The organism is Streptomyces sp. RB17, assembly GCF_009604455.1.
GTDB lineage: Bacteria > Actinomycetota > Actinomycetes > Streptomycetales > Streptomycetaceae > Streptomyces.
This window is the reverse complement of the sequence record NZ_WEGL01000002.1, coordinates 476,365-492,863: the sequence shown is the minus strand read 5'-3', so window position 1 is coordinate 492,863 and position 16,499 is coordinate 476,365. Positions and strand designations below refer to the sequence as shown.

Here is a 16,499-nt window from a genome sequence, read left to right as displayed (position 1 = left end):
GTCCTCGCTCATGCCATCAGCTCCCGTCGTACGTTCGCCGCATCACAAGCAAGCGCTTAGTCAATCAGGGAGTGCCCATGCCCGAGGCCGTCATCGTCGCCACCGCCCGCTCGCCGATCGGCCGGGCCGGCAAGGGGTCGCTCCGGGAGATGCGTCCCGACGATCTGACCGTGCAGATGGTGCGGGCGGCACTGGCCAAGGTGCCGCAGCTCGACCCCACCGAGATCGACGACCTGGTGCTGGGGTGCGGCCAGCCCGGTGGCGAGTCCGGTTTCAACATGGCCCGGATCGTCGCGGTGCTGGCCGGTCTGGACTCGGTGCCCGGAACCACGGTCAACCGTTACTGCTCGTCCAGCCTGCAGAGCACTCGGATGGCGCTGCACGCGATCAAGGCCGGAGAGGGCGACGTCTTCATCTCCGCCGGGGTCGAGACGGTCAGCCGGTTCGTCAAGGGCAACGCCGACGGCCTTCCGGACACCGAGAACCCCGTCTTCGCCGAGGCGCAGGCCCGCACGGAGAAGCTCGCCTCCGGTGGCGGAACCTGGGTCGACCCGCGCACCGAGGGCGCTCTGCCCGACGTCTACATCGCGATGGGGCAGACCGCGGAGAACGTCGCCCAGTCCACGGGGGTGACGCGCGAGGACCAGGACGCCTTCGCGGTGCGCTCGCAGAATCTGGCGGAGCAGGCCATCGCCGACGGCTTCTGGGCCCGTGACATCACCCCGGTGACGCTGCCCGACGGCAGCCAGGTCGGCCGGGACGACGGCCCGCGCCCCGGCGTCACCCTGGAGGCGGTCTCCGCGCTCAAGCCGGTCTTCCGCCCCGACGGCACCGTCACCGCCGGCAACTGCTGCTCCCTCAACGACGGCGCGGCGGCACTCGTGATCATGTCCGACACCAAGGCGAAGCAACTCGGCATCACGCCGCTGGCGCGCATCGTCAGTACGGGGGTCACCGGTCTGTCCCCGGAGATCATGGGCCTCGGCCCGGTCGAGGCCTCGAAGCAGGCGCTGCGCCGTGCCGGACTGACCATCGGCGACATCGACCTGGTCGAGATCAACGAGGCGTTCGCGGCCCAGGTGATCCCCTCGGCCCGGGAGCTGGGCATCGACTTCGACCGGCTCAACGTGAACGGCGGCGCGATCGCCGTGGGCCACCCGTTCGGCATGACCGGCGCCCGCATCACCAGCACCCTGATCAACTCCCTGCGGTACCACGACAAGCAGTTCGGCCTGGAGACCATGTGCGTCGGCGGCGGTCAGGGCATGGCCATGGTGCTGGAGCGGCTGTCGTGACCAGGCGCTTCGAAGGCAGGACGGCGATCCTGACAGGGGCCAGCCGAGGCATCGGGCTCGCCATCGCCGAGCGGCTGGTGTCCGAAGGCGCGAAGGTCGTCATCACCGCCCGCAAGCAGGAGGCGCTCGACGCGGCGGTCGCGCAGCTCGGCGGACCGGAGCACGCGATCGGGGTGGCCGGGCACACGGCCGACATCGACCACCAGACCGAGGTCGTCACGCGCGCGGTCGACTCGTTCGGCAGCGCCGACCTGCTCGTCAACAACACCGGCATCAACCCGGTGTACGGCCCGCTCGTGACGCTGGATCTCGACGTCGCCCGCAAGATCGTCGAGGTCAACTGCCTCGCCGCGCTGTCGTGGACCCAGCAGGTGTACCGGGCGTGGATGTCCGCGCACGGCGGCGCCGTCGTCAACGTCTCCTCGGTCGCCGCCGTCCGCCCCGCGCCCGGCATCGGCCTGTACGGCGCCAGCAAGGCGATGCTCACCCACTTCACCGAGGAACTCGCCGTCGAACTCGGCCCGGACATCCGGGTCAACGCGGTGGCCCCGGCGGTGGTGAAGACGAGGTTCGCCACCGCGCTCTACGACGGCCGCGAGGACGAGGCCGCCGCGGCCTACCCGCTCAAACGGCTCGGCGTCCCGGGGGACATCGGCGGCGCGGTGGCCTTCCTGCTTTCCGACGACGCCGCCTGGATCACCGGGCAGGTCCTGGTGGTCGACGGCGGTGTGACCCTCACCGGCGCCGGCTGATGGCGCCCACCCTTCTTCCAACAGGAGAGAACTGATGACCACCACCCGTACCGCCATCGTCACCGGCGCGGCCCGAGGCATCGGGGCCGGCGTCGCCGCACGGCTCGCCGCTGACGGCCTCGCCGTGGCGGTCGTCGACCTCGATGAGAGCGCCTGCAAGCCGGTCGTCGAGCGGATCGAGGCCGCCGGAGGCCGGGCGCTGGCGGTCGGCGTCGACGTGAGCGACGAGCCGGGCGTACAGGCCGCCGTGCAGCGGATCGCCGAGGAACTGGGCGAACCGACCGTGCTCGTCAACAACGCCGGGATCATCCGGGACAACCTGCTGTTCAAGATGAGCGTCGCCGACTGGGACGCGGTGATGAACGTGCACCTGCGGGGCTCGTTCCTGATGTCCCGCGCGGTGCAGGGCTTCATGACCAAGGCCGGCTGGGGCCGCATCGTGAACCTCTCCAGCACGTCGGCGCTCGGCAACAAGGGCCAGGCCAACTACGCCGCGGCCAAGGCCGGGCTGCAGGGTTTCACCAAGACGCTCGCGCTGGAGCTGGGGAAGTTCGGCGTGACCGCCAACGCGATCGCGCCCGGTTTCATCGAGACGGAGATGACCGCCGCCACCGCGGAGCGGATGGGGATGTCGTTCGACGACTTCAGGAAGGCCGTGACGGCGCAGATCCCGGTGGCGCGCAGCGGCCTGCCCAAGGACATCGCGCACGCCGTGTCGTTCTTCGTCAGCAAGGACGCGGGATACGTCTCCGGCCAGGTGCTCTACGTCGCCGGAGGGCCGCAGGCGTGAAGGTCTTCCAGGGCATCGAAGAGCTGCGGAACGCGGTCGGCACCCACCTCGGGTACTCGGACTGGCACACCGTCACCCAGCAGCAGATCGACACCTTCGCCGACGCCACCGGCGACCACCAGTGGATCCACGTCGACGTGGAGAAGGCGACGGCCGGACCCTTCGGCGGCACCATCGCGCACGGCTACCTGACGCTGTCGCTGGTGCCGATGCTGGTCTGGCAGGTCTACCGGGTCGAGGGGGTGTCGATGGGCGTCAACTACGGCGCGAACAAGCTCCGTTTCCCCTCTCCCGTACCGGTCGGCTCCAAGGTGCGCGCCGGCGTCGAGCTCGTGTCGGTGGAACCCGGCGGCGGTGGGTACCGCGTCACGACCCGGGTCACCGTCGAGCGCCAGGGCGCGGGCAAGCCCGCCTGCGTGGCCGAGACGCTGAGCGTGGTGGCGTGATGCCGACGACACAGCACAGCCTGCCGGGCCTGCATCTGGCCCGGCTCGGCCGGTGGTTGACCGAGGCGGTGCCGGAGGCCGGGCCGGACCTCACCGCCCGGCTGCTCGCCGGCGGCAGGTCCAATCTCACGTACGAGGTCACGGACGGGGTCTCGACGTGGATCGTCCGCCGGCCTCCGCTGGGCCACGTGCTCGCGACGGCCCACGACATGGCCCGCGAGTACCGGGTGATGTCAGCGCTGCAGGACACCGCGGTGCCGGTCCCCAGGACTTACGCCCTGTGCTCCGACGACGGCGTGCTGGGCACCCCGTTCTACGTGATGGAGCGGGTCGCCGGCACGCCGTACCGCAACGCCGACGAGCTGGAACGGCTCGGCCCGGAACGCACCCGGGTGATCTCGACGGGGCTGGTCGACACCCTTGCCACGCTGCACGAGGTCGAACCAGCCGCGGTCGGGCTCGCCGGCTTCGGTCGCCCGGAGGGGTTCCTCCCTCGGCAGCTGCGTCGCTGGAAGGCACAGCTGGACGCCTCGTACTGCCGCGACCTGCCCGCCGCCGAAGAGCTGTACGACCGGCTCGCCGCCGGCGTTCCCCCGCAGTCCGCACCCGGCATCGTGCACGGCGACTACCGGCTCGACAACGTGCTGACGGACGAACAGGACCGGCCTGCCGCGGTCATCGACTGGGAGATGGCAACCCTGGGCGATCCGCTGACGGACCTGGCGCTGCTGGTGCTGTACCAACGGCTGGGCACGCTGCTCGGCGGGAGCGCGGTGGCCCCCGACGCCGCGTCGGCGCCGGGCTTCCTCACCGAGAGCGAGATCGTCGAGCGGTACGCCGCGCGCAGCGACCGTGACCTGTCCCGTTTCGGCTTCTACCTCGCACTGGCGGCGTTCAAGCTGGCCGCGGTCGCCGAGGGCATCCACTACCGCCATCTGCACGGCCAGACCGTCGGCTCCGGCTTCGAGCACGTCGGCGCTGCAGTGCAGCCCGTGCTCGACACCGGGCTCAGCGCACTGAAGGAGTACCGCTGATGGACTTCGCCCTCGACGCCAGGACCGAGGAGCTGCGGGCGGACCTGCTCGACTTCATGGCGAGTCACGTCCACCCGGCCGAGCCGCTGTTCGCCGAGCAGCTGGGACGGCTCGCGAACCGCTGGGCATGGGACTCGGTGCCGGTGCTCGCCGAGCTGCGGGCCGAGGCCCGCCGCCGCGGCCTGTGGAACCTGTTCCTGCCCGGCGAGCACGGCGCGGGTCTGAGCAATCTGCAGTACGCGCCGCTCGCCGAGATCACCGGCCGGAGCATGCACCTGGCCCCGGCCGCCCTGAACTGTGCAGCGCCGGACACCGGCAACATGGAGGTGCTGGCGCTGTTCGGCACCGAGGCGCAGCGCAAGGAGTGGCTGGAGCCACTGCTCACCGGCGAGATCCGTTCGTCGTTCGCGATGACCGAGCCCGACGTGGCCTCGTCGGACGCCACCAACATCTCGACCCGGATCGAACGCGACGGTGACGGTTACGTCCTCAACGGCCGCAAGTGGTGGATCACCGGTGCGATGAACCCCAACGCGCGGATCTTCATCGTGATGGGCAAGACCGACCCGGAAGCCGACCGACACCGGCAGCAGTCGATGATCCTCGTGCCACGTGACACCCCAGGGCTCGAGATCAAGCGGGGCATGGAGGTGTTCGGTTACGACGACCACGAACACGGCGGCCATGCGGAACTGTCCCTCACCGACGTCCGGGTCCCCGCGGCGAACCTGATCGGCGGCGAGGGCGACGGCTTCGCGATCGCCCAAGCCAGGCTCGGGCCGGGCCGCATCCACCACTGCATGCGCTCCATCGGCGTCGCCGAGCGGGCTGTCGAGCTGATGTGCGCCCGCGCCGACGAGCGGGTCGCGTTCGGCAAGCCGCTCGCCGAGCAGGGCGTCGTCCGGGACTGGATCGCCGAGTCCCGGGTGCGGATCGAGCAACTGCGCCTGCTCGTGCTCAAGGCCGCCTGGTTGATGGACACCGCCGGCAACAAGGGAGCGCACACCGAGATCCAGGCCATCAAGATCGCCACGCCCGCCACCGTGCAGTGGATCCTGGACAAGGCCATCCAGGTACACGGCGCCGGCGGGCTGTCCCAGGACTTCCCACTCGCCGGCGCCTACGCCGCGATCCGCACCTTGCGCTTCGCCGACGGACCGGACGAGGTGCACAAGAACGCCCTGGCCCGAGCCGAGCTGCGGCGCCGCAGGCAAGCGTGATGACCATCGGCGGTTCAACCGAAGAGGACTGCTGGGGGACCGCGTACGCGCTATGGCCGGACGCGCGTTTCGACTGGTATCCGTTCCGGACACCAGGCCTTGTCTCGGTGCCGGCGGCTTTCCTCCTGGGGTGGCTCGGCAGCGTCACCTCGCCATAGCGACAGGGGACTGAAAGGGGGCGCGGAAACCGTGATGTCTCGCGATTCCCGCGCCCCGAGGAGGGTCAGGCCTGCTCGTCGTTGGGCAGAATCACTGCCCGCCCGTTGACCTTTCCCGCACGCAGCCGCTCGTAGGCGAGTGGCGCCTCGTCGAACGAGTACGTCTCAACATGCACCTCGATCGAACCCGCTCGCGCGAGATCCAGTACTTCGATCAGCTCGCCACGGCTGCCCCAGTACGGCGACATCACGTTCACCCCGTACGGCAATGCTCCGAACCCGACCGGCAGTGTGCCGCCGCCGAGTCCGACGATCGTGACATCGCCTTCCATCGCCACGCAGGCCCCGGCGGTAGCCGTGGTCGGGGGCGCACCGACGAAGTCGAGAACCGCGGTGGCACCGCGCCCATCGGTCAGCTCCCGTACCCGACTGGCCGCCCGCCCGTCGGAGATCACCGTCTCGTGGGCACCGACGGACCGAGCCAGCGCCAGCTTGTCCTCGCCGACATCGAGCGCGATCACGCGCGCCGGAGTGAGCGCGCGCAACAGCTGAATGGCCACGTGGCCGAGTCCCCCCACGCCGATGACCAAGGCGGTCGACCCCGGCACCAATTTCCGCAGCGACCGCTTGATGGCGTGGTACGGCGTCAGCCCAGCGTCGGTGAGCGGCACACATCGCACCGGATCCAGGCCGTCCAACGGCACCAAGTGGCGCACATCATCAACGATCACGTACTCCGCGATGGCGCCCGGGGCGCCCAACCCCGGTGGATGGATGCCGAGTTCGCTCGCGTGCGCGCAGTAGTTCTCCTTGCCGGCAGCGCAGGCCGGGCACGTCCCGCAGCCCCAAGCGCCGTACACCACCACCGAATCCCCGATCCCGAGACCGGTGACACCATCACCGAGCGCGGCCACGGTGCCGGCGCCCTCGTGGCCGAGCGTCAACGGGAGCAGCTCGGACGGAACCTCCGGGTCGGACATCACGGCGATATCGGAGTGGCAGACACCGGCCGCGGTCACCCTCAGCAGCACCTGTCCCGGTCCCGGCTCGGGGTCGGGCACCGTGACGACCTCGGGAGCGGCACCGATGGCGCGGAATTGCAGAGCCTTCATGAGCGGTATCTCCTTCTGCTTCTGCCGGCAGGAATGCCGGATCTACTGCGCCGAGTAGCCGCCGTCGACCAGGTGGTAGCTCCCTTGGATGAACGAGGCGCGGCCCGAGAGCAGGAAGACGATGAGCTTGAAGCCCGGCCCGACCGCGTTGATCCGGATACCCTGCGACGCGTACTCCAGGGCAGCGGTTTTGGTCAGTCCGACCACGCCATGCTTGGCGGCCACGTAGGCGGGTGATCCGGCGAATCCGTTGGTGCCCAGGATCGATGAGACGTTGACGATCGCCCCCGAACCCTGAGCGGCCATGACGGGCAGCTCGTACCGCATGGAATAGAACACGCCGCTGAGGTTGGTGGCGATCACCTCGTTCCACGCGTCGACGTCGTGTTCGCCGGTGGGCAGCGACGGCCCGCCGATACCCGCGTTGTTCACCGCCAGATCGAGGCTGCCGAAGGTGTCGACCGCGAATTTCACGGCCGATTCGAGGCCCGCCGGATCGGTGACGTCGACGCGCGGGGTCGCAGCGGCCTTGGCGCCGGCGGCGACCAGCATTTCGGCGGCGGCGCGGGCACCATCGGCGTTGTGGTCGGCGAGGACAACCGCGGCACCGCCCGCTGCCAGCCGTTCGGCTACTGCCAGGCCGATGCCGGAGGCGGCACCGGTGACGAGCGCGGTCTTGCCGGTGAAATCCAAGGCGTCGTCAGGAGCGTTCAGGGCGGTCATGTCAGCTCGAACCCGTGGTAGTGCGCAACGGCGACTCCGTCCGCGATCTGTTTGTAGACGCCGACGCCGCCGACGAACGGCATGAAGACCCGCTGCTTGCCGGGGATGTTGGCGCCCATGTACCACGACGCGGCCTGTGGCATCAGCGTGAGCGCGGCGAGGTCGTTCGTGGTGTTGACCCAGTTGTCCTCGTTGTCAGGCACGGCCTCCATGCGGGTCAGGCCTTGATCACGGAGGTGCTGCAGTGCCCCCGTGATCCACTCGACGTGATACTCGATCGAGGTCAGCATGTTGGACAACACCGACGGGCTCTGCGGACCGCAAACGGTGAAGAGATTCGGGAAGCCGGCCGACATCAGGCCGAGATAGGTACGCGGCCCGTGGGCCCACTTGTCCTTCAGGGTCTGAAGGCCGTTACGGATCTCCATGGCATTGAGTGCGCCGGTCATCGCGTCGAAGCCCGTCGCGAGCACGATCACGTCGAACTCGTGCTCGGTCTCGCCGGCCAGGATGCCGTGCTCCGTGAAGCGGCGGACGGGCCGCTCGTTGATGTCGATCAACGACACGTTGCTCTGGTTGTAGACCTCGTAGTAGCCGGTGTCGACGCACATGCGCTTGCTGGCGATCGGATAGGTGCGGGGCGACAGCTTCTCCGCCAGCTCCGGATCACGGACCTTCGCGCGGATCCGGCTCCGGACGTAATCGGCCACGACATCGTTGGCCCTGATGTCGGTCAGGACGTCCGGAAAGGAACGGTCGAAGCACAGGCCGCCCTCGTCCCAGCGTTTGTCCAACTCCCGCTGGACTGCATCGGGTTCGGTCTCCAGCAGCGGCACGGTACCCCCATGGCACTGGAAGCCGTCGGGCGAGGTGCGGTTGTGCTGCCGGATCCCGGGATAGCGGCTCTTCGCCTCGCTCAGGCGCTCGACGATCGGCCCGTTGTGTGCCGGTACGGCGAAGCAGGGCGTGCGCTGGAAGACGGTGAGCTCCCCGACGACGGGTGCGATCGCGGTGATGGTCTGCAGCCCCGAGGAGCCGGTGCCGATCACCGCAACCCGCTTGCCCGAAAGGTCGACCCCGTCATGGGGCCAGCTCGAGGTCCGGTAGAGCTCGCCCCGGAAGTCGTCGGCCCCGGCGAAGTCGGGCCGGGAGGGCATCGACAGACACCCCGTTGCAGCGATCACATGGCGAGCCGTCCGGGAAACACCGTCGTCGGTGAGCACCGTCCAATGGGTGGCGGCATCGTCCCACTCCAGCTTCTGGACACGGGTGCCGAAGGTGATGAACTTGCGCAGGTCGAATCGGTCGGCGACTTGCTGCGCGTACGACAGCAGCTCCGGCTGCGCGGCGTACCGCTCGCTCCAGTTCCACTCCTGCTCGAGGTCCGCGTCGAAGGAGTAGGAGTACTCGATGGACTCGATGTCGCAGCGAGCCCCGGGGTAGCGGTTCCAGTACCAGGTGCCGCCGACGTCGTCACCCGCCTCGAGGACGTGCGCGTCGAACCCGAGCCTGCGCAGGCTGTGCAGTTGGTACAGGCCGGCGAAGCCGGCGCCGATGACGAGGACATCGTGGTCAGGCACGGCGGGGCCCCTTGCTGCCGAAGGAAGAGATGAAGGCGTTGAGGTGGTCGGCCACCAGTCGCATGCCCTCGTCGTAGCCGGGCAGCAGGTTGGCCATCTGGAAGAAGGCATGCATCTGCCCCTCGGCCTCGCTGAGTGTGACCGGCACTCCGGACGCGCGCAGGGCGTGCGCGTAGGCGACGCCCTCGTCATGCAGGGGGTCGTACTCCGCCACGTAGACCAGGGCCGGCGGCAGGCCGGCCAGGCTCGCGGCGCGGAGCGGGGATGCGTCGGGACTTGTGCGCGCCGTCTCGTCCGGAAGGTAGTGGCCCCAGAACCAGCTCATGCTGTCGCGGTCGAGGAGCAGTTGGTTCTCCGGCGCGCGGTAGGACTCCGTGTCCATGGCGCAGTCGGTCACCGGGTAGATGAGCACCTGGTGGTCGATCCACGGCCCCGCCTTGTCCCGCGCCCACTGGGTCATCACGGCGGCGATGTTGCCGCCGGCGCTGTCGCCCGCGACGACCAACGGCACGCCGTCGGGCGCGAGCTGCGCGGCGTGGTCGGCGACCCAGCACAGCGCGGTGTAGCTGTCCTCGATCGCCGTGGGGAACGGATGCTCGGGCGCCTTGCGGTAGTTGACGAGCACGACCGTGGAACGGGTCTCGTTGGCCAGGTGGCGGCCCACGTGGTCGTACTGGAGGTCGATGTCGCCCAGCACCCAGCCGCCGCCGTGGAAATAGACGATGATCGCCTGCGGCGTGTCCTTGGGCTTCAGCACCCGGGTGCGGAACGTACCGCCCTTGGCGTCGAGCTTGACGTTCTGGACCGACCCCACCTCCGGGCCGGCTCCGCTCAGGCCGGCGGCGATCATGTCGCTCATCCGGGCAATCGCGGGTGTCGATTCGGGAATCGCCGGGCCTCCGGCCTCGGCGATTCCCGTCAGGAGAGCTCGGGACGTTGGTTCCAACGGCATGGCATGTTCTCCTCGTTCGCGTCGTACAGGGCGCCCACCGCTTGTGCGTCGTGGTCATAGCCCTCACTGAAGAGCCTTCGCCTCGAAGGACTACGGCAGCGCGAAACGCGTGGTCGGGTCGCGACTCAGGCGCTGTCTGAGCGCGGGTTCGACGTTTGCCGTCATGGCCGCGGCGTTTCCTCTCCGCGGCGAGCTGGTACCCACGGGTACCACACGTCGAAGGTATGGTAATCACGAGTACCGCAACGCCGTCAATGATCGAGGACGACCGACGCGACATGAGTAAGCAGACGCAGACCGCACAGCACTCCACAGCGCCCAGCGCCCAAGCTCGGGTCGAACCGTCGACGGCGTCTGACGCCCTCGTGCCCCCGCGACAGCGGTTGCTCGACGGCCTGGCGCGGGCGATCCGCGACAAGGGCGTGCAGAACACCAAGGTCTCCGACATCGTTCGCAACGCACGGACGTCCAAGCGGACGTTCTACGAGTGCTTCACCGACAAGGAGGCGTGCCTGGCCGAGCTCGCCGACGACTGGGCCGACAGTCTGCGCCAGGCCGTGGTCGCGGCTGTCGACCGGACGGCCCCGTGGGACGAGCAGATCGACGCGGCGGTGGACGCCTTCCTCGCGGCGATCGCGCGCGACCCGGTGCTGTCGGCGGCCATCCCGCGAGAGTTTCCGGCGCTCGGCGGGCAGTATTTCGCACTCTTCGAGAAGGACATCGAGTTCTACGCCGCGTTCTACATGGAGTTGTCGCGGGGGCCGATGATGCGCCGAGCGGGCGTGCAGCCGCTCTCCTGGGAGAAGGCCATCATCCTGGTCGGGGGCCTGTCGGAGCTCACCGATCGCGTCCTGCGGACCGGCGGGTCACTGGCCGCCGCGGGCGATGCGATGAAGGAGTCGATGAAGCTGCTTGTGCGTGGGCGGGGTGATGCCAGCGAGTCGGCCGTCATCTGACTGGGCGCTGGAAATGGGGGTTGAGAGGGGGGCTTGGTGTGACGGTGACGATGTTGACCGTCGCTAGGTGACCAAGTCGCTTGTGGTTCGCGTATTGCCCTGGCTGCCGACTTCTGGAGAGCTGTCTCAAGGCGCGGGCGTGTCCGGCGAACCACGAAGCTCGGCGGTGCGGCCGGTGACGGCGCAGACGGTCTTCGCGGTGGCCTTGCCGGTGGTGTGGTCCAGGGGGCGAGCCGGTGGATCTTCCGGTCTCGGGCCTGCGCGGCGCCGCCCAGGCCCGAGGAGACCCGCGGATCAGAACCACTCCGGCCTGCAGCCCTTCGTCGTGCCGTCCAGGCTGTCGAGCAGGTCGAACTGCGGCCCGGTGCGCGGAAGTTCCCAGCGGAAGAAGTACCTGGCCGCCTGCCGCTTGCCCTCACGGAAGTCGTCCCTGTCATCCCCCAGCGCGAGGAACTGCTCCAGCCAGATCCAGGCCAGCACCACGTGACCGACGGCTTCCAGGTAGACGGAGGCGTTGGCCAGCGCGGTCGCGGGGTCCGCCGTCGACCACAGTGTGGCGGTGGTCCGCTCGACGCGGGCCGTGGACTGTTCCAACCGGGCGCCCAGCTCGGCCGCTTCGCCACCGGCCGCCGCTGCGCGGGCGGTGGTCGCCGCGAGGGTCTCCAGGAGCAGCCTCAGCCCAGCGCCGCCGTTCATGACGACCTTGCGGCCGAGCAGGTCCAGTCCGTGGACACCGTGAGTGCCCTCGTGGATGGGGTTGAGGCGGTTGTCCCGGTAGAACTGCTCGACGTTGTACTCCCGGGTGTAGCCGTAGCCGCCGTGCACCTGGATGGCGAGGTCGTTGGCGGCCAGGCACCACTGCGACGGCCAGCTCTTGGCGACAGGCGTCAGGACGTCCAGCAGCAGCCGGGCGCGGGCGCGCTCGGACTCCTGCTCGGCGGTGCGCTCTTCGTCGAGGAGGCGGCTGCAGTACAGGACGAGGGCGAGGGCGCCTTCCACGTAGCTCTTCTGCGCCAGCAACATCCGCCGCACGTCCGGGTGTTCGATGATGGGGACCTGTGGGGCGTTGGCGTCCTTGCCCGTCAGCGGGCGCCCCTGCGGGCGGGTGCGGGCATAGTCGAGGGCATGCAGATAGCCGGTGTAGCCGAGCGCCGTGGCGCCCTGGCCGACGCCGATGCGGGCCTCGTTCATCATGTGGAACATGTACGCGAGCCCCTGATGGGCCTCGCCCACCAGGTATCCCACCGCACCGGGCGCTCCGTCCGGGGTGTACCGGCCCTCGCCGAAGTTGAGCAGCGTGTTGGTGGTGCCGCGGTAGCCCATCTTGTGGTTCAGGCCCGCCAGCACCACGTCGTTGCGCTCACCCAGGGTGCCGTCCGGGCCGACCAGGAACTTGGGCACGATGAACAGGGAGATGCCCTTGACGCCCGCCGGGCCTCCGGGGATCTTGGCCAGCACCAGGTGGACGATGTTCTCGCTGAGGTCGTGCTCGCCCCCGGAGATCCACATCTTGGTACCGGAGATCCGGTACGTACCGTCGTCCTGGGGCACCGCCCGGGTCGTGATGTCGGCCAGCGAGGACCCCGCCTGAGGCTCCGAGAGGCACATGGTGCCGAAGAAGCGGCCCTCGACCATGGGGCGCACATAGGTGTCGATCTGCTCCTTGCTTCCGTGCGCCTGGAGCAGGTTGGCGTTGCCGATGGTGAGGAACGGGTACGCGGCGGTGCTGATGTTGGCTGCCTGGAACCAGGCCGTGCAGGCGTTCGCGACCACGGCGGGCAGCTGTTGTCCGCCGATGTCGTAGTCCATGGCGGCACCGGTCAGGCCGGCCTCGGCGAAGACCCGCAGGGCCTCCTTGACCTCCGGGATGATGTGCACCCGCTCACCGTCGAAGTGGGGCTCCACCGCGTCGTTCTTCTTGTTGTGCGTGGCGAAGTGCCGGGTGGCGATGGCCTCGCTCAGGTCCAGAACCGCGTCGAAGGTGTCCCGGTCGTGGTCGGCGTGGCGGGGGCGGCGGGTCAGCGCTGTGACGTCCAGCCAGTCGTGGAGCAGGAAGTCGAGGTCGCGACGGGAGAGCAGCAGGGAGTCCATGGTCAGGCATCCGATCGGGAGGGCGGGGGCAAACAGCCGGCCACAGGGGGATACTAAGCGGTCGCTCAGGTAGGGGCAACGTGAGTCGGCGTACGGCGGACGCGGCAGCACCGATGCAGTGATCGCCGGCGTCCCCGCGCGAGCGGTGGCCCTGCCGGCGGTCACGGGCTTCGGTCACTGCGCGGTGTAGCCGCCGTCGACGACGAGCACCTGCCCCGTCATGAAGTCGGAGGCGGCCGAGGCCAGGAAGACGGCCGGGCCCGCGTACTCCTCCGGCTGGGACCAGCGGCCCTGCGGCGTGGTCTTGCGGACGTACGCCGCCAGCGCCTCGTTCCCCTGCAGATCACCCGGCATCGCGGTCTCCACGTATCCCGGCGCGATCGCGTTCACTTGGACATTCTTGCGCGCCCATTCGAGGGCGACGGCCTTGGTGAGACCGACCAGGCCGTGCTTCGCCGCGATGTAGGCGCTGTTGTCGCGGATGCCGACGAGGCCGAGCACCGACGCGATGTTGATGACCTTGCCGCCACCGTCCTTGAGGAACGGCGACGCGGCCCGGACCATCACCCAGCAGGACTGAAGGTTCAGTTCCTGGACCCGCCGGAAGACCGCGAGGTCGGTCTCCTCGATCGACGAGTCGTGGTCGTCGGCGGCGTTGTTCACGAGAATGTCGACGCCGCCGAGCCTCTCGGCGGCGACAGCGACGGCCGCCTCGACGGCCTCCGGGGAGCGAAGGTCGGTCGCGTGGCCGTCAAAGGTTCCGGGAGCGCCCGCGGCGCGCGCGGCCGTCTCCTTGAGGCCGTCCTCGGAGCGCGCCATGCCGATGACATGCGCACCGCGCCGCGCGAAGGCGATCGCGATCGCCCGGCCGATGCCGCGGCTGGCGCCGGTGACGATCGCACGCCGTCCGGTGAGGTCGAAGATGTCGGCGGATCCGCCTGCGGAAGTCGTGGTCGAGTTCATGGCCGGAGCATGCAAGCAGTAGGCCGCCGCGGCCCACGTGCGCGCCAATGACCTGCCCAGTTGGGTGATGCCGGTGCGGGAGCGCTCAGCCGGCGCCCTTCCCCCGGCACGGAGCAAACCATGGCACCCTCAAGTGATCGCCCAAGGGCTCGGCGAAGTGGGCTTCTGGGCGGGGATCTGTTGGCAGCGCCCAAAGGGCCCCCTCGCGGGCGGTTCCACCGTGCCGCTCGGCGGCAAGCGGGACGGCGCCTTCTTCGAACCCGACCGTTCTCGGCGACATCAGCCCGGCAACAGAACGGGCGGCCCGGCCGAGGAGATCGGCCAGCCCGTCTTCCGGCGTAGAGCGCAGCCTCAGCGGCTCATGCCCTTGGCGATGATCATCTTCATCACCTCGGACGTGCCGCCGTAGATACGGTTGACCCGGCTGTCGGCGTACAGGCGGGCGATCGGGTACTCGTTGATGTAGCCGTAGCCGCCGTGCAGTTGCAGGCAGCGGTCGATGACCCGGTCCGCCACCTCCGTGCAGAACAGCTTGACGCTCGCGGCCTCGGCCGGCGTCAGCTCGCCCGCGTCCAGGGCCTCCAGCGCACGGTCGGTGACGGCTTCGGCCGCGTCCACCTCGGCCTGACAGGCTGCCAGCTCGAACCTGGTGTTCTGGAAGTGGGCCACCGGCTTGCCGAAGACCGTGCGCTGCTCGACGTACTCCTGCGCGAAGCGCACTGCCGCTGCGGCCTGCGCGTAGGCGCTGTGGGCGATGCCCCAGCGCTCGGACGACAGGTTCCTGCCGAGGTAGGAGAAGCCCTTGTTCTCCTCACCCAGCAGATCTTCGGCCGGCACCTTGACGTCGACGAACGCCAGCTCTGCGGTATCGGAGGTCCTCAGACCGAGCTTGTCCAGCTTGCGGCCGATGGAGTAACCCTCGGACTTGGTGTCGACCGCGAACAGCGAGAGCCCGAAGCGGCGGTCGTCCTCGCGCGGCGGGACCGTGCGGGCGCAGACGATGACTCGGTCGGCGTGCACACCACCGGTGATGAAGGTCTTGGCGCCGTTGAGGACATAGTGCGTGCCGTCCTCGGAGAGCTTGGCCGTGGTCTTCACACCGGCGACGTCCGAGCCGGTTCCCGGCTCGGTCATGGCGAGCGCCCACATCTCCTCGCCGGTGACGAACTTCGGCAGGTAGCGCCTCTTCTGCTCGTCGGTGGCGAGCATCGTGATGTACGGCAGCGAGAGCAGCACGTGCGCGCCGGTGCAGCCGAACAGGACGCCCGCGCGGGCCGACTCCTCGGTCAGCACGGCTTCGAACTTGTGCGTGTCCAGGCCCGCGCCGCCGAACTCCTCGGGCACGCTGATGCCGAAGATGCCCAGCTCACCGAGCTGGTGATAGAAGTCTCGGGGCACCTGGCCGGCCGCGTACCACTCGTCGTAGACGGGGAGCACCTCGGCCTCGATGAAGGAACGAAGGGTCTGGCGGAAGGACTCGTGGTCCTCGTCGAACACGGTGCGGCGCATGGGTCTTTCCTTCGACAAGAGGGGTCGGGCGGCACGGTCGGCCGCCCTGCGTACGTCAGTTGCAACTCTCGGCGGGGCGGGGGTCGGTCAGTTGGACTGCGGCGCACGGCTCGCGCGTTCCGCGTCCCATGCCGCCTCGGTCAGCCCCGCTCACGAACGAGGTCCTTGTTGACCCGCTCGGTCGGTCTCCAGCCACCGCGCCCCGCGTGCCCGGACAGGAAAAGCGCGAGGCGCTGGCTCGCGCACCTCCCAGAAGCCGCGCACACTGAACCGCCTACCGACGGCCAGGCGCGCGCCTGCAACGCGACGGCCGATCACGAGTACACGGTCAGGTCACGCATGGGTCTCCTCCCCCGCCAGTCGTCATCCAGCTCGGGGCCGTCGCGTCCTTCGCTCATGGAGGCAGCAAAGCGTCACCCGCACAGCGCGCCGATCCGCTCCGTCCGATCCGCACCCGGTTGGGGGAATGGGCTGGTCATCCGCCTCGGGGCCGTCGAGAGAGCGGCGTCCGCTCCGGCCAGGCCGCAGCCGGTCCCCCAAGTGGGCGATGTTTCCCGCCGAAGCGGTCGTGGCCGTCCCGTCCACTGCTTACTTCAGGGGCTTCATTCGCCCTACGAGCCCAGGGAGATGCCGATGGCCTCGACTGATCGTCCTGATGAGGACCTGACGGTCGCGGACATGGAACGGTGGAAGGAGGGAGCGCCGCACGCGCTCTTCGCGGAACTGCGTTCGAAGTGCCCGGTGCACTGGTCCCCCGGAATCGCCGGGATGCCGAACGAGCCCGGCTTCTGGTCCATCACCCGGGCCGAGGAGATCGAGAAGGTCAGCCGGGACTGGAAGACGTTCTCGTCGCACCTCGACGGAGCCTGGGACATCGCCTTCGGAGACATCCGACTTCAGTACTCCTTCCAAGAGCTA

The 16,499-nt window shown here is 69.2% G+C and carries 15 protein-coding genes; 7 read left to right on the top strand and 8 right to left on the bottom strand.

Annotated elements, in window-relative coordinates; translation table 11 throughout:
- The first annotated feature begins 77 nt into the window (after positions 1–77).
- The 6 genes from SRB17_RS09145 to SRB17_RS09120 are packed head-to-tail and all read left to right on the top strand — an operon-like array spanning position 78 to position 5,537.
- The gene (locus tag SRB17_RS09145) at positions 78–1,295 is read left to right on the top strand and encodes an acetyl-CoA C-acetyltransferase (protein WP_153536624.1); all 1,218 of its coding nucleotides are present in this window, start codon (positions 78–80) and stop codon (positions 1,293–1,295) included.
- On the top strand, positions 1,292–2,047 hold the full coding sequence (locus SRB17_RS09140; RefSeq protein WP_323375209.1) for an SDR family oxidoreductase: 756 nt from the start codon (positions 1,292–1,294) through the stop codon (positions 2,045–2,047). The genes SRB17_RS09145 and SRB17_RS09140 overlap by 4 nt, the downstream gene beginning before the upstream one ends.
- Before the next feature lie 34 nt (positions 2,048–2,081).
- Complete coding sequence (locus tag SRB17_RS09135) at positions 2,082–2,837, top strand: SDR family oxidoreductase (protein WP_153536622.1); 756 nt, start codon at positions 2,082–2,084, stop codon at positions 2,835–2,837.
- The gene (locus SRB17_RS09130; protein WP_323375208.1) at positions 2,834–3,283 is read left to right on the top strand and encodes a MaoC family dehydratase; all 450 of its coding nucleotides are present in this window, start codon (positions 2,834–2,836) and stop codon (positions 3,281–3,283) included. The genes SRB17_RS09135 and SRB17_RS09130 overlap by 4 nt, the downstream gene beginning before the upstream one ends.
- Positions 3,283–4,317: a phosphotransferase family protein gene (locus tag SRB17_RS09125; RefSeq protein ID WP_153536620.1), complete on the top strand. Its 1,035-nt coding sequence runs from the start codon at positions 3,283–3,285 to the stop codon at positions 4,315–4,317. The genes SRB17_RS09130 and SRB17_RS09125 overlap by 1 nt, the downstream gene beginning before the upstream one ends.
- Positions 4,317–5,537 carry an acyl-CoA dehydrogenase family protein gene (locus SRB17_RS09120; protein WP_153536618.1) on the top strand — a complete coding sequence of 407 codons (1,221 nt, stop codon included), beginning with the start codon at positions 4,317–4,319 and terminating at the stop codon, positions 5,535–5,537. Before SRB17_RS09125 ends, SRB17_RS09120 begins: the two co-directional genes overlap by 1 nt.
- A gap of 223 nt (positions 5,538–5,760) precedes the next feature.
- Here SRB17_RS09120 and SRB17_RS09115 read toward each other — a convergent pair whose 3' ends face one another.
- From SRB17_RS09115 to SRB17_RS09100, 4 genes are read right to left on the bottom strand one after another with little or no spacing between them, the layout of a single operon-like run.
- Positions 5,761–6,807, bottom strand: a complete 1,047-nt coding sequence (locus SRB17_RS09115; protein WP_153536616.1) for an NAD(P)-dependent alcohol dehydrogenase — start codon at positions 6,805–6,807, stop codon at positions 5,761–5,763.
- A gap of 42 nt (positions 6,808–6,849) precedes the next feature.
- Positions 6,850–7,530 (bottom strand): SDR family NAD(P)-dependent oxidoreductase, encoded by a 681-nt coding sequence (locus SRB17_RS09110; protein ID WP_153536614.1) that lies wholly within the window; start codon positions 7,528–7,530, stop codon positions 6,850–6,852.
- The gene (locus SRB17_RS09105) at positions 7,527–9,110 is read right to left on the bottom strand and encodes an NAD(P)/FAD-dependent oxidoreductase (RefSeq protein ID WP_323375207.1); all 1,584 of its coding nucleotides are present in this window, start codon (positions 9,108–9,110) and stop codon (positions 7,527–7,529) included. The genes SRB17_RS09110 and SRB17_RS09105 overlap by 4 nt, the downstream gene beginning before the upstream one ends.
- A complete protein-coding gene (locus tag SRB17_RS09100) occupies positions 9,103–9,969 on the bottom strand; it encodes an alpha/beta hydrolase (RefSeq protein WP_228395930.1) in 867 nt (288 codons plus the stop codon). The genes SRB17_RS09105 and SRB17_RS09100 overlap by 8 nt, the downstream gene beginning before the upstream one ends.
- 347 nt (positions 9,970–10,316) lie before the next feature.
- Between SRB17_RS09100 and SRB17_RS09095 the strand changes: the two genes are divergently transcribed.
- Positions 10,317–11,018 (top strand): TetR/AcrR family transcriptional regulator, encoded by a 702-nt coding sequence (locus tag SRB17_RS09095; RefSeq protein ID WP_194293954.1) that lies wholly within the window; start codon positions 10,317–10,319, stop codon positions 11,016–11,018.
- A gap of 294 nt (positions 11,019–11,312) precedes the next feature.
- On the opposite strand, the gene SRB17_RS09090 is transcribed toward SRB17_RS09095, so the two are convergent.
- The 4 genes from SRB17_RS09090 to SRB17_RS09075 all read right to left on the bottom strand — a co-directional run bounded on the left by SRB17_RS09090 (position 11,313) and on the right by SRB17_RS09075 (position 16,471).
- The gene (locus SRB17_RS09090) at positions 11,313–13,109 is read right to left on the bottom strand and encodes an acyl-CoA dehydrogenase (RefSeq protein ID WP_153536606.1); all 1,797 of its coding nucleotides are present in this window, start codon (positions 13,107–13,109) and stop codon (positions 11,313–11,315) included.
- 174 nt (positions 13,110–13,283) lie between these two features.
- Complete coding sequence (locus SRB17_RS09085) at positions 13,284–14,072, bottom strand: SDR family NAD(P)-dependent oxidoreductase (RefSeq protein ID WP_153536604.1); 789 nt, start codon at positions 14,070–14,072, stop codon at positions 13,284–13,286.
- 351 nt (positions 14,073–14,423) lie between these two features.
- Positions 14,424–15,581, bottom strand: coding sequence for an acyl-CoA dehydrogenase family protein (locus tag SRB17_RS09080; RefSeq protein WP_153536602.1), 1,158 nt, complete (start codon positions 15,579–15,581; stop codon positions 14,424–14,426).
- A gap of 611 nt (positions 15,582–16,192) precedes the next feature.
- On the bottom strand, positions 16,193–16,471 hold the full coding sequence (locus SRB17_RS09075; RefSeq protein ID WP_153536600.1) for a hypothetical protein: 279 nt from the start codon (positions 16,469–16,471) through the stop codon (positions 16,193–16,195).
- Between the last annotated feature and the right edge of the window lie 28 nt (positions 16,472–16,499).

Excerpts from the sequence above, each read along its gene's own strand:
- SRB17_RS09145 (WP_153536624.1), top strand. The coding sequence starts at position 78 with ATGCCCGAGGCCGTCATCGTCGCCACCGCCCGCTCGCCGATCGGCCGG.
- SRB17_RS09135 (WP_153536622.1), top strand. The coding sequence starts at position 2,082 with ATGACCACCACCCGTACCGCCATCGTCACCGGCGCGGCCCGAGGCATC.
- SRB17_RS09125 (WP_153536620.1), top strand. The coding sequence starts at position 3,283 with ATGCCGACGACACAGCACAGCCTGCCGGGCCTGCATCTGGCCCGGCTC.
- SRB17_RS09120 (WP_153536618.1), top strand. The coding sequence starts at position 4,317 with ATGGACTTCGCCCTCGACGCCAGGACCGAGGAGCTGCGGGCGGACCTG.
- SRB17_RS09115 (WP_153536616.1), bottom strand. The coding sequence starts at position 6,807 with ATGAAGGCTCTGCAATTCCGCGCCATCGGTGCCGCTCCCGAGGTCGTC.
- SRB17_RS09110 (WP_153536614.1), bottom strand. The coding sequence starts at position 7,530 with ATGACCGCCCTGAACGCTCCTGACGACGCCTTGGATTTCACCGGCAAG.
- SRB17_RS09100 (WP_228395930.1), bottom strand. The coding sequence starts at position 9,969 with ATGAGCGACATGATCGCCGCCGGCCTGAGCGGAGCCGGCCCGGAGGTG.
- SRB17_RS09095 (WP_194293954.1), top strand. The coding sequence starts at position 10,317 with ATGATCGAGGACGACCGACGCGACATGAGTAAGCAGACGCAGACCGCA.
- SRB17_RS09090 (WP_153536606.1), bottom strand. The coding sequence starts at position 13,109 with ATGGACTCCCTGCTGCTCTCCCGTCGCGACCTCGACTTCCTGCTCCAC.
- SRB17_RS09085 (WP_153536604.1), bottom strand. The coding sequence starts at position 14,072 with ATGAACTCGACCACGACTTCCGCAGGCGGATCCGCCGACATCTTCGAC.
- SRB17_RS09080 (WP_153536602.1), bottom strand. The coding sequence starts at position 15,581 with ATGCGCCGCACCGTGTTCGACGAGGACCACGAGTCCTTCCGCCAGACC.
- SRB17_RS09075 (WP_153536600.1), bottom strand. The coding sequence starts at position 16,471 with ATGTCTCCGAAGGCGATGTCCCAGGCTCCGTCGAGGTGCGACGAGAAC.